This window comes from Paenibacillus sp. FSL K6-1566, assembly GCF_038050475.1.
GTDB lineage: Bacteria > Bacillota > Bacilli > Paenibacillales > Paenibacillaceae > Paenibacillus_AQ > Paenibacillus_AQ lactis.
Map to the genome: position 1 here is coordinate 2,017,129 of NZ_JBBOSR010000001.1, position 13,380 is coordinate 2,030,508.

The following is a 13,380-nucleotide window of genomic DNA, read 5'->3' on the forward strand; positions in this document are numbered from 1 at the left end:
CATGTTGTCTTACCGAAAGTTTGCTTACGTATATGATCAGCTTATGGAAGATATGCCATACCCCGACTGGATCCGCTTTGCGAGAACGGCTTGGGACAAGCATGGCATGCCGAGAAGCATCGCGGAGCTCGGCTGCGGAACCGGAAGCATTACGATACCGCTGGTCAACTCCGGTTTTGAGGTGACGGGCATTGATTTGTCGGCCGATATGCTGTCTGTTGCCAGGCGGAAGCTGGAAGGATCGCCGCAGGGCAGCCGGCTGTTCCGCGAAGGGAGCGTCCGCTGGGTTCAGCAGGACATGCGTTCCTGGGAGTTGCCGGAGCCCGTTGATTCCGTGATCTCGTTTTGCGATTGCTTCAACTATTTGCTGGAGGAGAAGGATATTCGTTCCGCCTTTGTCCGCACGTACCAAGGGCTCAAGGAAGGCGGAACGTTTTTGTTTGACGTGCACCATCCGAACACGTTGATCCGGTATGATGCGGAGCAGCCATTCGTGTTGGATGAGCGGGAGGTCTCCTACATATGGACCTGCGATCTGGATGAGCCCCGATGTGAAATCGAGCATCATTTGACCATTTTTGCACGGGATCATCAGGACCCTGCCGTCTACCGCCGCTTTGAAGAAACGCATATCCAGCGAGGATATGATCCGGAATGGATGAAGGTAGAGCTTATCAAAGCAGGCTTCCGTGATGTCAAATGCTACGCCGATTTCGAATGGGTTGAAGCCGGCGACGACGCTGCCCGTCTGTTCTTTGTAGCCATAAAATAAGATTACGGGAAAACCTTATATCATGTTGAGACTGCCTCAAGGTCATTTGACTTTGGGGCAGTCTCTTTATGCATGAAGGACTTTTTTGCGTTTGCAAAGGCATCCGACTTGCCTCTCCCAGCACGCGGTGTAATGATGGCTGCTGCACGATGATCAGCGACGCTCGGACGACAAGTCGAATTGCTGCAGGGACCACTGACAGGCGGTCGGCGCACCTATTATAATCTGAAACGCTTTTTAGGCTAATTATTTGATTGTGGTTAAGGTACACAGACGGAGCTATAGGTTTGCAGATCGGACTATGCTACGATGGGTCATATCCGGCCATTGCAATAATGACAGCGCTGTCTACATAGATGTATCTAAGATTGTAACCTCTGGAAGGCGGGATTTCGAGAGTCTAATGATAGTTAAATTCCCCCGGTGATGATAGGGGACATGAGAGGATGAGCGTACCATGAAAATGTCTGTATTTACGGTTGCAACCCCCGACTTGCAGCCTGAACAGCTGGCCAAGGCCGCAGCCGATGCCGGTATCGAAGGGATTGAATGGCGTTTTAAGGAAATCCCGCCCGGCGCCGAGGAGGAGCAGCCTTCCTTTTGGAGGCATAATCAATGCTCCATGGATCCCGGCGGGACGGAGCAGGATTGGCTGCGATTCAAGCAGGCGGCGGAGCTGCACGGCAGACAGAGCATTGCGGTCGTTCCGTATCTAACCTGCGGCGATCTGGAGGAAACGGAGAAAGTGATGAGGGCAGCCAAGCTGGTAGGAGCCTCTTTCATCCGCGCCGGCATTCCGGCTTACAATCGCAGCGTCAACTACAATGAGCTGTACGAGCAAGCTGTAAAATACCTGCTGGAGGTGGAGGATTTGGCAGCCGCTTATGATGTGAAGGCATTGGTCGAGACGCACCATAACACCATTGCGCCGAGCGCCGGGCTTACATACCGGCTCGTATCCCATTGCTCTCCTCAGCATGTCGGCGTATTGTACGATCCGGGAAATATGGTTCATGAAGGCTACGAAAATTATCGCATGGGACTGGAGCTGCTCGGTCCTTACTTGGCCCATGTTCATGTGAAAAATGGCGGTTATCGCAAGCATCCGTCGGAGGACGGGAGCGAGGCAACGTGGACCGGGGAATGGACGCCGCTTGCTCAAGGCGCCGTTCCGTGGCGTCAGGTTATCCAGGATTTGAAGTCGGTTGGTTATGACGGCTATTTCGGCATCGAGGATTTTAGCGGCACGTACGGTTCGACCGAGATGCTGCTTCGCTTTGCCGAGCAGATGAAGCAGTGGAGCGAAGATAAACAATTCGCGTAACGAATAATTCGCTTTATTTTTATAGATGCGTAACGGAAGATATGAAATGTATGAGGGAGGATTGCAGTATGGAACAAGTTCGTATAGGTGTAATCGGTCTCGGAATGGGCTTCTCGCATGCCAAGTCGCTCGCGGCTGGACGGATCGCGGGAGCACGTCTTAGCGCCGTATGCGATTTTAATCCGGCCAAGCAGGAGATGGCCAAAGAGACGCTGCCTTCGGATGTGCGGATCTTTAGCGACGTGGATGCGATGATGGCTTCAGGAGAGGTGGACGCGGTCATTATTGCAACTCCGCATTACGGGCATCCGCAGGAAGCGATTCAAGCGCTGAACCGGGGGCTGCATGTGCTGATCGAGAAACCGGCCGGCGTCTATACCAAGCAGGTCCGCGAGATGAATAACGCAGCGGCTGCAAGCGGCAAAGTGTTCTCCATCATGTACAATCAGCGCTGCAATCCGCTTTATAAGAAGCTGCGGGAGCTGATTGCGGATGGAGAGCTCGGCGAAATCCGGCGCATGAACTGGATCGTGACGAACTGGTACCGTTCCCAGAGCTATTACGATTCGGGAGGCTGGCGTGCGACCTGGTCCGGCGAAGGCGGCGGGGTGTTGATCAATCAATCTCCGCACCAGCTCGATTTATGGCAATGGACGACAGGCATGATGCCGAAGAGAATTCGGGCATTCTGCGCGTTCGGCAAGTATCGCAACATCGAGGTCGAGGACGACGTGACCGCTTACGCGGAATACGAAAACGGCGCAACCGCCGTATTCATCACGACCACCGGCGAAGCGCCGGGCACGAACCGGTTTGAAGTGACGGGAGACCGCGGGAAAATCGTCATCGAAAACGGCAATCTTACTTTTTGGAGACTTCGGGTGCCGGAGCCGGAATTCAACCGTCAGTATACCGGCGGCTTCGGCGAACCGGAATGCTGGAAGTGCGACGTTCCGATTGTGGGAGACAATCCGCAGCATAACGGCATTATTCAAAATTTTACGGATGCCATTCTGCACGGCACCCCGTTAATCGCTCCGGGCGAAGAGGGAATCCATGGACTTACCTTGTCGAATGCAATGCATCTGTCCACGTGGACGGACAACTGGGTGGATCTGCCGCTGGATGAGGATCTGTACTATAACCTTCTGCAGGAGCGGATCGCCGCCTCGACCGGAGAGAAGACGGTGCGGGAGATCGGCCCCGTCGATATGAGCAAAACATTCGGAACCTACTAAATACAAGAAATAGGGGAGGCAGCAATATGAACCGGAGTGATGGAATGCGATATGCGCCGGTAGGCAAAGCCCAGCCGGTCTGCAAGCCCGGGGAATTCACGATCGCGGCCATGTCATTGGAGCATGGACATATTTACGGCATGTGCAACGGTCTTATCGAAGCGGGGGCCACGCTGAAATGGGTGTACGACCCGGACCCTGGGAAGGTAAAAGCATTCTGCGAGGCATACCCCGGCGTACGGCCGGCTTCCTCCGAAGCGCAAATATTGGAGGCTCCGGAGGTAAAGCTGGTCGCGGCTGCGGCGATCCCTTCGGAACGCTGCGGGCTCGGGCTCAAGGTGATGTCGCATGGCAAGGATTATTTTACCGACAAAACGCCGTTTACGACGCTGGAGCAGGTAGAGGCCGCCAGGGCGAAAGCGGCGGAAACCGGCAGAAAATACATGGTTTACTACAGCGAACGACTTCATGTGGAGAGCGCGGTTCATGCCGGCCGCTTGATTCAGGATGGAGCGATCGGCAGGGTGGTTCAGGTGCTCGGCACAGGCCCGCATCGGTTGAATGCGGCATCGCGTCCCGATTGGTTTTTCCGCCATGAGCAGTACGGGGGCATTTTATGCGATATCGGCTCCCACCAGATCGAGCAGTTTTTATTTTATGCAGGCTGCAGGGATGCCCAGGTGCTGAGCAGCAAGGTCGGCAATTATGCGAATCCGATGTATCCGGAGCTCGAGGATTTCGGGGATGCCACGCTGCTTGGCGACAACGGGGCGACGAATTATTTCAGGGTCGACTGGCTGACGCCGGAGGGACTCGGGACATGGGGCGACGGCAGAACCTTCATCCTGGGAACGGACGGATATATTGAGCTTCGCAAGTATATCGACATTGCCAGACACCCGCATGGCGATCATCTGTACTTGGTGAACAAGGACGGGGAGTTCCATATGGAGCTGAAGGGGAAGGTCGGCTATCCGTTCTTCGGTGAGCTGATTCTCGATTGCCTGGAGCGGACGGAGCGCGCCATGACCCAGGAGCATGCCTTCAAAGCGGGAGAGCTGTGCGTCAAGGCCCAAAACTTAGCCGTGCGGATCGGATAAATCCATTATAATAAAGGGAGACCCCGCCAAAATTCCCGGGGAATTGATTCATAACCTCGATAAGGGGGATTCCCACATGTCTTCGCGGTTGACGACTCCACCATCCTGGATGCCGGGCTTTGACCGGATGCTGCTGAGGGAACCGATTGAACTCGGCTGCTATAATGACCGGCCTTTATCCGGCGGGACTTTCCACTCCCACGCTTTTTACGAAATTTATTATTTTCATGAAGGACGCTGCACGTATCTGATCGGAGACTCCGTTTTTGCGCTGAAGCCCGGGGACCTGCTCCTGATGAACGGGTTGACGCTGCATTGCCCGAATGTGGAGCCGGGTTCGCGCTATGTCCGGAGCATTATCCATTTCGATCCCGCCTGGGTGTGCAGGGAGCTGCCCGAATCGGCAAGATCGGTCCTGCTGGATCCCTTCGAAACGCTGCGCAATCACCGGATGACGCTGACTGGGCAGAGGAGGGAAGAGTTTGAGCGGCTGCTGGAGGATATGAACCGGCTGCGGGGGGCGGAAGCTGCTTTCAAGCAGGAGCGATTGAAGCTTCGGCTTCAGGAAATGCTGTACGTCATTGCGGGCTGGTGTCAAAGCGAAGTGCAGCAGCAGGATTCGATCTCCGATAAGGAGCGTCATGTACAGCACGTCGTCTCGTTTGTGGAAGAGCATTACATGGAGGATTTGACGCTGGACCGAATTGCCAGGGACATGCATCTTACGAAGCATTACTTGTCCTCTTTGTTCAAGGAGGTCACCGGAACGACCGTATTCAAATATGTGTACCACCGAAGAATTAACCAGGCCAAAATCCTGCTGAGACTGCACCCCCATATGAGCATTACGGATGTCAGCCGGGCGGCCGGCTTCAAGCATTTGGCCCATTTCAGCCGGATGTTCAAGACGATGGTCGGAACGGCGCCGGAGCATTACCGCAAGTCCCAGGGCGAACTCCGTTGACTTGGCGCGGTTTTTTGGGTATAATAGCCACATTAAAATGGAAATCATAGTAATGCAATGATGGGGACTAGTAGTTCCGCATGCGATCATGCAGAGAGCCGGTGCATTTGGTGGAAGCCGGTTGACGCAAGGGATGAACTCGCCTCTGAGCAGCGGCGCGAACCCGGCTTTCGGATCTTAAGAATGCTTATTTATCCGTCGGTCGATGAAACGTCGCCGTCTCATCCGCGATAAGGATGCAAAGGGAGTGAAAGGCAAAGCATGCCTTGCACTAACTAGGGTGGTACCACGGGAATCAAACCTCTCGTCCCTAGCGTCAGCGCTATGGATGATGAGGTTTTTTTGTTTTCAGGACAGCGGCATTAACTGCCTTGTCCGTTCGACAGTGAAGGAGGAGCTATGTAGTATGACGGATCAACAATCAGCCGGCCACGGCTATAAGCCGCAGGTCATTGAACCGAAATGGCAGAAGTATTGGGAAGAGAACAAAACCTTTAAAACCGAGGACAACTCGTCCAAACCGAAATTTTATGCACTCGACATGTTCCCGTATCCTTCCGGAGCGGGTCTTCACGTCGGGCACCCGGAGGGCTACACGGCCACCGACATCATTTCTCGCTATAAGCGGATGCGCGGGTACAACGTGCTTCATCCGATGGGCTGGGACGCGTTTGGCCTTCCGGCAGAGCAATATGCGATGGATACAGGCAAGCATCCACGCGAATTCACCATCCAGAACATCAATAACTTCCGCCGCCAGATCAAGTCGCTCGGATTTTCTTACGATTGGGACCGGGAGATCAGTACGACGGATCCGGACTATTATAAATGGACGCAATGGATCTTCATCCAGCTGTACAAACGGGGCCTTGCTTATGTAGCCGAGGTGCCGGTGAACTGGTGCGAAGCGCTGGGTACGGTTCTTGCGAACGAGGAAGTCATTGACGGCAAGAGCGAGCGCGGCGGCCACCCGGTCGTCCGCAAGCCGATGCGGCAGTGGATTCTGAAAATTACCGAGTATGCGGACCGGCTGCTTGAGGATCTGGATGAGCTGGATTGGAGCGAAAGCCTGAAGGACATGCAGCGCAACTGGATCGGCAAATCGGTCGGCGCCGAGGTGCGGTTTGATATCGATGGGCATGACGCCAAGCTGGAAGTGTTCACGACCCGTCCGGACACCCTCTTCGGCGCAAGCTACTGCGTGCTGGCACCGGAGCATGAGCTGGTGGACAAAATTACGACCCCAGAGCAGCGGGAAGCGGTGAAGGCTTATCAGGATCAGGCAGCCCGCAAGAGCGACCTGGAGCGTACGGATCTGGCAAAAGACAAGACCGGGGTATTTACCGGGGCTTATGCCATCAACCCTGCCAGCGGCGCCAAGCTGCCGATCTGGATCGCCGATTACGTCCTCGCCGGCTACGGAACCGGCGCGATCATGGCCGTTCCGGGCCACGATACCCGCGACTGGGAGTTTGCGAAGCAATTCGGGCTTCCGATCATTGAAGTGGTGAAGGGCGGCAACGTGGAGGAAGAAGCTTACACCGGAAGCGGCGAGCACGTCAATTCCGGCTTCCTCAACGGAATGGACAATGAGGCTGCTATTCAGGCCATGAACGAGTGGCTTGAGAAAGAAGGCAAGGGTAAGAAGAAGGTCACGTACCGGCTGCGCGACTGGCTGTTCAGCCGTCAGCGCTACTGGGGCGAGCCGATCCCGATTCTCCACCTGGAGGACGGAACGATGAAGACCGTTCCGGAAGACCAGCTGCCGCTGCTGCTGCCGGACGTGGATCAGATCAGACCGTCCGGCACCGGCGAATCTCCGCTGGCGAATGTGACGGAATGGGTGGAGACGGTTGATCCCGAGACGGGCATGAAAGCCCGCCGCGAGACCAACACGATGCCGCAATGGGCAGGCAGCTGCTGGTACTATCTCCGTTACATCGATCCGCATAACCCGGATGAGCTGTGCTCGAAGGAGAAGCAGAAGGAATGGCTCCCGGTAGACCTGTATATCGGCGGCGTCGAGCATGCGGTGCTACACCTGCTGTACGCAAGATTCTGGCATAAGGTGCTCTATGATCTCGGAGTCGTCGATACGAAGGAGCCGTTCCAGAAGCTCGTGAACCAAGGCATGATTCTCGGCAACAATAATGAGAAAATGAGCAAATCCCGCGGCAATGTCATCAACCCTGATGATATCGTGAACGAATACGGAGCCGATACGCTTCGGGTATACGAGATGTTCATGGGGCCGCTGGAAGCGACCAAGCCATGGAACACGAACGGTGTTGAAGGCACGCATCGTTTCCTCTCCCGCGTATGGCGTCTGTTCATCGGCGATGACGGCCAGCTGAATCCAAAAATCGTGGACGGGGAAGGTTCCGACGAATGGAAACGTATCCTGCACAAAACGATTAAGAAGGTTACCGAGGATATCGAGCATATGCGCTTCAACACCGCAATCAGCCAGTTGATGATCTTCATCAACGAGGGCTACAAGGCGGATGAGCTCCCGCGGAAGGCGATGGAGAATTTCGTTCAAATGCTGTCCCCGCTCGCGCCTCATCTGGCTGAAGAGCTGTGGAGCCGTCTGGGACACACCGAGAGCATCACGTATGTTCCTTGGCCGGAATACGATGAGGCTTGGACCGTAGAAGCCGAGGTGGAAATCGTCGTCCAGGTGAACGGAAAAATCGTGGACCGCACCAAAATTGCTAAAGACTTCGATCAAGAAGCCATGCAGCAGCATAGCCTCTCCCTTCCAAATGTCAAGCAGGCGCTGGAAGGCAAGAGCATTCGCAAAGTCATTGCCGTTCCGGGAAAACTGGTCAATATCGTGGCCGGTTAACCGAGAAGCCGAATGCGGCGTCCAGTTTTGCCAGATCCTCCTCATACTTGTCGTGTGTGGTTTCGATCAATTGGTAGAACAAGCCGTTCAGGTGCGAGTTCAGTAAAATGAGCGCCTGAGCGGTGATGCCGCCGGGTACCGCGACCCTTTCCTGAAGCTGTTCGGGGGAGAAGCCCTCCTCCGTTAGCAGCTTCCCTGTGCCGACCAGCATTTCGCCGGCCAGGGCATTGAGCGTGCCGCGGTCGATCCCGGTCATTTCGACGGCAGCGTCAATCCATTTTTCCAAGAATAAACTTAAAAAAGCAGGCCCGCAGCTGGAGAAATCGGAAGTGATTCGCGTGTGCGATTCCAGAATCTCAACGGGCCTGCTGATATAAGACAGGAGGCTTTCTATAAGCTGCCTGTCTTCTTCTTTTATTCGGGAACCATACATACATAACGAAGCTCCGCCTCCGGTGATATTGGTAATGCTGGGTATGATTTTTGCCACCTTGCACGGCAGCGCCGATTCCAGGTGAATCAGCTGGACAGGGCTTGTAATCGATACCGCAATTTGATGCTCCGAAAGCCGGTCCCTGATTTCACTGCTGACGGATTTGAATTCGAGCGGCTTGACACAGATGAAGAACAGATCGCTTTCCGAAGCCGTTTCCTTATTGCAGCTGCACACGGTAAGACCGGGATGTCTCTTGGACAGCTGCTGGGCTTTCTCGGGGGTACGGTTGCTGACCCGAATTTGCTCGGGCAGGAGTGCGCCCGATCGAATGAAGGCATCGATCAATAGACTGCCCATACTGCCCGTACCGATAAAACCAACCTTCATGTGTACGTCCCCTCCTTTCGCGCTTTACGGCAGAAATGTACCGTTACTACGTTTAATGTATGCGGCAAGGATGGCGATTCATGACGGGTTCGGATACGAATTTGCGGTTTGAGATCGAAAAATCTTCAAAGTCTGGATGAGCAAATCATGTTTATCATGAAAAGGAGGATTTAAGAGATGAGGCGTATTCCAGTGGGATGGAGTGTATCGGCCGCGGCCTTGGGCTGCGTACTGATCCTATTTGCCGGCGGCCCGGAGAAAGGAATTCAGGGCTGGCAGCCTCTAAATGATCAGCTTGAGCAGGCGATTGCCGCGAATCATCCGGAAGGGGAAGCCCCGCCGGCCGGAGGTGCTGGAACCCGTACTGAGGCGAGCCGAGGTGAAGCAGGGTCCGGCGGGCAAGCCCTTGAGACGAAGGCGGCAACGGAGGGTGCGCCTGTCGCCGCCCAGTCCAGCAAGAATGAAGCTCATTCCGAAGGAGAAGCTCCTGCGCAAGCAGATGCGGACGCGGCGACGCCCCCCGCTGCAGCTTCCTCCGGTGCGCCTCCGGCAGGCTTGGGCACCGAGGCGGCAACTCCTACAGAAAGCTCATCTTCGCTGCCTGCGGCCGGCGCGAGGTCCGGCCTCATTAACGTGAATACGGCGGATGCCGCCGGGCTGATGGAGCTGCCCGGCATCGGGCAGGCTAAAGCAAAGGCCATTATCGATTACCGGAACCAGCACGGGGCGTTTCGCAGCGTGGCCGATTTAATGAACGTGAAGGGCATCGGTCCCAAAATGCTGGAGAAGATGAAGCCTTACGTTGAACTTTAGCTGTGTGCTACAATAAAGGAGACATTGATAAGGAACAGGTGAATGACGGATGAATACGGATCGACGGAAAGATTGGGACACATACTTCATGGATATTGCTTATATGGTATCCACCCGATCCCAATGCTCGCGGCGCCATGTCGGGGCCGTGCTCGTGCAGGGCAAGAAGCTTCTCGGAACCGCTTATAACGGAGCTCCGATGGGGGTTCCGGATTGCTCGGAGGCGGGCTGCATGATCGCCGAGGACTATGAGCTTGTTGTTCAGGACGGGAAGGAAACGGTAGTGAAGAAGCAGCGGTGCATTCGAACCATTCATGCAGAACAAAATTTGCTGCTGTTTACCGACCGGATCGACAGGGAAGGAAGCACGGTATACGTAACCGACGAGCCTTGCTGGACCTGTGCCAACATGCTGGCCAACAGCGGAATCGTCGAGGTGGTATTCCACCGCCCGTATCCGAAGGATACGGAGAAAGTATCGAACATGATGAAGCAGAAGGGGATCCTGTTCCGGCAGCTATCGGGGTATGAGCCGCCGCGGGAGACGATGATGGCGGTGAAGGAATAGAGACGTTCTTGAACAAACGAATAATCGCGATGCGGGGAAGAACCTTTGTTTGCAGTGGATTGCAGGCAGGGGTTCTTTTTCTATTGTAATTAACGGGATGATGCATTCGGGAAAGGAAGGTCGGAATGATGAGGCGTAGGCCGCTGCTAGTCTTTACGGTGCTATGGGTGATCGGAAGCAGTATCGCCTGCCTGACCTCCGGATGGAGGATGGCGCTGGCTGCGGCCGGTATTCTGCTTCTGCTGCTTGTGGTTTGTCAATGGGAGCGGGTCGGAAAAATCTATACGATATGCATGATATTCTCCTTGTGTTGTTCCGCTGCTTACTGGGAGTGGCATGACGCGATGAACGTGTCCGATTTGCATGTCCCGGCCCTAGAACGCGGGGAAGCCGAGTCGATTCCGATTTCAGGAGTCGGTGTTATCTCTTCGGAGGTGGCGATTGACGGGGATCGCGCGGATTTTACGGTATCGCTGCGCCATGCGGAGATCGAAGGAATACTGCCGCCGGATGCAGTGAATCGGGATCCAGCTAAGCTGCCGGGCAATTCGATGGAGACGGCAGACACCGTCATGGTTCAGGTCCGGCTGCTGGAGCAGGCGGAACAGAATATCGCGGCAGGCTGGAAGCGCGGAGATTCCGTTCATGTGTCAGGCGAGCTGCAGCAGCCGGGGATCGCGCGTAATTTTGACGGCTTCGATTATCGCCGCTATTTGCGCACGCAGAAGATTCATTGGATCGTGAAGGTAAAAGGGGCTGACCAGGTAAAGGCTTCGGCACCGGACGGATGGCGCGCCTCCCATATCCTGCGATGGAATGATTCCTTGCGCGGAGCGCTCGGGGATCGGCTGGAACAATTGTACGGCGGTGTTCATGCAGGGTATATGAAGGGACTTGTCATCGGCAATCGGGATGATTTGGATCCTGATACATTCTCGGAATTTTCAAGGCTCGGTCTGACGCATATCCTCGCGATCTCCGGCATGCATGTAGCCGTTATTGTAGGATGCCTGCTGTTTATTTGCTCTACGCTCCGGCTGACGCGCGAAGCCTCGCTTACGGTGGTGATGTGCCTACTGCCTGCGTACGTCCTCTTGACAGGGGCCAGTCCATCGATTGTCCGGGCGGGCATTATGGGAATGATCGGACTGTATGCGGCAAGGCGGGGGCTCCTTAAGGACGGCTTGCATATATTAAGCGCTGCCGCCTTGGCGATGCTGATGTACAATCCATATTTTCTGGTCGACGTCAGCTTTCAGTTATCCTTTATCGTCACGGCCGGGCTCATGATCTTTGTGCCAAAGATAATGCCGCTGTTGTCCTTTATGCCCCGCTGGCTGGCGGGGACGGCCGGCGTTACCCTCGTTGCCCAGTGGGTATCCTTTCCGCTGACCATCTATTACTTCAATCAATTCTCGCTCGTATCCGTCGCCGCGAACTTGTTGTTGGTGCCAGTTATCAGCTTGATCGTGCTCCCTTTGGGGATGACGTCTCTGCTGTTAAGCTGGGTCTGGATGCGGGGAGCAGGCTGGATCGCCGGTCTGACCGAATGGTTGAACGATTTGACGTTCCGGCTGGTCGGCTGGATGAACGGCTCGGCATTGATGACGATCTGGCCTTCGCCGGACTTGCTGTGGATCATTGTATATTTTGCGCTCTTGTACGGCCTGCTGCATATATTAAGCAAGAGAGCCGAGGCGATCCGCCAGTTCAGGGAACAGCCAACCGATGATACGGTGCCCCTGGATGGCGCACGGAAGGAAGCCTTGATAAGAGACCGCCTGAATCATGTTGAGGCGGCGGGGATATTTCCCCTGCTGGACCGGTTGTCCGGCGCGCTTCGGTGGAGAGGTTATTGGCGGATGAGCGATTATATCGTTCGATTCGGGGGAAGGACAGCTGCTGCGGTATTAGCGTTTGCGCTGTGCCTGCTTCTGTTCGATGGCTATCGCCCCTCGTCCCTGCACGGGGCGGGCTTGGTGCAGTTTTTGGATGTGGGACAGGGCGATTCGATCCTGGTCACAACGCCGGAAGGCAAGCATATCCTTATTGACGGCGGCGGGACACTCAGCTTCCGAAAGCCTTCGGATGCATGGAAGGAGCGAAAGTCTCCATACGAAGTCGGGGAGAAGGTCGTCGTTCCCTTGTTGAAAAAAAGGGGCGTGCACCGGCTGGACGCTGTAATCATGTCCCATGGAGACCAGGATCATATCGGCGGACTCCAAGCCGTGCTCCGTGAAATTCCTGTGGATTCCATCGTCTTTAATGGCAGCTTGACCGATTCGGACGCCTTTCGCCAAAGCATGGCGATCGCCCTTCGGAAGAATATTCCCGTATATCGCGCCGGAGCGGATCTTATGGAATGGAAGCTTGGCAAGGACACGGAAATCCGGTTTTTGTCCCCGGTCACGTCACCGTCCGGCGAGAGCGGCCAGGCATTATCCCTGGTCAAGGAGCAAAATCATGCCTCGCTCGTATTCGTGCTTCACATGAACGGATGCCGGTTTTTATTCACCGGCGATACGGACGAAGCGGCAGAGCAAAAAATATTGCTTCATATGGAAGAGCGTACGGATGGAGGCGGCCTGCCGTTATTAAATGAACCGATCGATGTGATGAAGGTTGCCCACCACGGGAGCAAAACCTCCACGTCAGTCCGGTGGATGGACGCCTGGCAGCCGAGGGCTGCAGTCATCTCCGCCGGCGTTAACAATAGGTACGGGCATCCCCACCCGGATGTGGTCGCCCGATTGGAGCAGTACCGATCGGTGATATACCAGACCAATCGGCATGGCGAAATTCAAATGATCGTAAAGGACGGAGCCATAAAAGTGCGATCCAGACTAAATCCTTAGAGGGTCTGTCCTGAATAGCCTGAATCGTAGTATGATCGATGTGGTATGAAATAACAGGCGGATGACGTTGCTCTA

Annotated in this window: 10 protein-coding genes and 1 other annotated feature; of the genes, 9 read left to right on the forward strand and 1 reads right to left on the reverse strand. The window is 55.1% G+C overall.

Annotated features, from left to right (window positions below; translation table 11 throughout):
• The first annotated feature begins 1 nt into the window (after position 1).
• The 6 genes from NST08_RS08585 to leuS all read left to right on the forward strand — a co-directional run bounded on the left by NST08_RS08585 (position 2) and on the right by leuS (position 8,246).
• Positions 2 to 772: a class I SAM-dependent DNA methyltransferase gene (locus tag NST08_RS08585; protein WP_007129366.1), complete on the forward strand. Its 771-nt coding sequence runs from the start codon at positions 2 to 4 to the stop codon at positions 770 to 772.
• 457 nt (positions 773 to 1,229) lie between these two features.
• Positions 1,230 to 2,096, forward strand: coding sequence for a sugar phosphate isomerase/epimerase family protein (locus tag NST08_RS08590; protein ID WP_341341691.1), 867 nt, complete (start codon positions 1,230 to 1,232; stop codon positions 2,094 to 2,096).
• A gap of 68 nt (positions 2,097 to 2,164) precedes the next feature.
• Complete coding sequence (locus NST08_RS08595; RefSeq protein ID WP_144866967.1) at positions 2,165 to 3,334, forward strand: Gfo/Idh/MocA family protein; 1,170 nt, start codon at positions 2,165 to 2,167, stop codon at positions 3,332 to 3,334.
• A gap of 26 nt (positions 3,335 to 3,360) precedes the next feature.
• Complete coding sequence (locus NST08_RS08600) at positions 3,361 to 4,434, forward strand: Gfo/Idh/MocA family protein (RefSeq protein ID WP_341034013.1); 1,074 nt, start codon at positions 3,361 to 3,363, stop codon at positions 4,432 to 4,434.
• Between the two features lie 76 nt (positions 4,435 to 4,510).
• On the forward strand, positions 4,511 to 5,398 hold the full coding sequence (locus tag NST08_RS08605; protein WP_007129370.1) for an AraC family transcriptional regulator: 888 nt from the start codon (positions 4,511 to 4,513) through the stop codon (positions 5,396 to 5,398).
• A gap of 48 nt (positions 5,399 to 5,446) precedes the next feature.
• Positions 5,447 to 5,713 (forward strand) — a binding site (T-box leader).
• A gap of 91 nt (positions 5,714 to 5,804) precedes the next feature.
• A complete protein-coding gene (leuS, locus tag NST08_RS08610; protein WP_007129371.1) occupies positions 5,805 to 8,246 on the forward strand; it encodes a leucine--tRNA ligase in 2,442 nt (813 codons plus the stop codon).
• Here the strand turns inward: leuS and comER are convergent.
• On the reverse strand, positions 8,227 to 9,069 hold the full coding sequence (comER, locus tag NST08_RS08615) for a late competence protein ComER (protein WP_341034010.1): 843 nt from the start codon (positions 9,067 to 9,069) through the stop codon (positions 8,227 to 8,229). The two genes, leuS and comER, sit on opposite strands and share 20 nt — an antisense overlap.
• Before the next feature lie 177 nt (positions 9,070 to 9,246).
• On the opposite strand from comER, the gene NST08_RS08620 reads away from it, so the two are divergent.
• The 3 genes from NST08_RS08620 to NST08_RS08630 all read left to right on the forward strand — a co-directional run bounded on the left by NST08_RS08620 (position 9,247) and on the right by NST08_RS08630 (position 13,305).
• Positions 9,247 to 9,882, forward strand: coding sequence for a ComEA family DNA-binding protein (locus NST08_RS08620; RefSeq protein ID WP_341034009.1), 636 nt, complete (start codon positions 9,247 to 9,249; stop codon positions 9,880 to 9,882).
• 49 nt (positions 9,883 to 9,931) lie between these two features.
• The gene (locus NST08_RS08625) at positions 9,932 to 10,450 is read left to right on the forward strand and encodes a deoxycytidylate deaminase (protein WP_210095250.1); all 519 of its coding nucleotides are present in this window, start codon (positions 9,932 to 9,934) and stop codon (positions 10,448 to 10,450) included.
• A gap of 125 nt (positions 10,451 to 10,575) precedes the next feature.
• The gene (locus NST08_RS08630) at positions 10,576 to 13,305 is read left to right on the forward strand and encodes a ComEC/Rec2 family competence protein (protein WP_210095251.1); all 2,730 of its coding nucleotides are present in this window, start codon (positions 10,576 to 10,578) and stop codon (positions 13,303 to 13,305) included.
• Positions 13,306 to 13,380 lie beyond the last annotated feature (75 nt).

What these genes read in the sequence shown, in the direction of transcription:
- NST08_RS08585 (WP_007129366.1), top strand. Translation starts at nt 2, where the DNA reads ATGTTGTCTTACCGAAAGTTTGCTTACGTATATGATCAGCTTATGGAA.
- NST08_RS08590 (WP_341341691.1), top strand. Translation starts at nt 1,230, where the DNA reads ATGAAAATGTCTGTATTTACGGTTGCAACCCCCGACTTGCAGCCTGAA.
- NST08_RS08595 (WP_144866967.1), top strand. Translation starts at nt 2,165, where the DNA reads ATGGAACAAGTTCGTATAGGTGTAATCGGTCTCGGAATGGGCTTCTCG.
- NST08_RS08600 (WP_341034013.1), top strand. Translation starts at nt 3,361, where the DNA reads ATGAACCGGAGTGATGGAATGCGATATGCGCCGGTAGGCAAAGCCCAG.
- NST08_RS08605 (WP_007129370.1), top strand. Translation starts at nt 4,511, where the DNA reads ATGTCTTCGCGGTTGACGACTCCACCATCCTGGATGCCGGGCTTTGAC.
- leuS (WP_007129371.1), top strand. Translation starts at nt 5,805, where the DNA reads ATGACGGATCAACAATCAGCCGGCCACGGCTATAAGCCGCAGGTCATT.
- comER (WP_341034010.1), bottom strand. Translation starts at nt 9,069, where the DNA reads ATGAAGGTTGGTTTTATCGGTACGGGCAGTATGGGCAGTCTATTGATC.
- NST08_RS08620 (WP_341034009.1), top strand. Translation starts at nt 9,247, where the DNA reads ATGAGGCGTATTCCAGTGGGATGGAGTGTATCGGCCGCGGCCTTGGGC.
- NST08_RS08625 (WP_210095250.1), top strand. Translation starts at nt 9,932, where the DNA reads ATGAATACGGATCGACGGAAAGATTGGGACACATACTTCATGGATATT.
- NST08_RS08630 (WP_210095251.1), top strand. Translation starts at nt 10,576, where the DNA reads ATGATGAGGCGTAGGCCGCTGCTAGTCTTTACGGTGCTATGGGTGATC.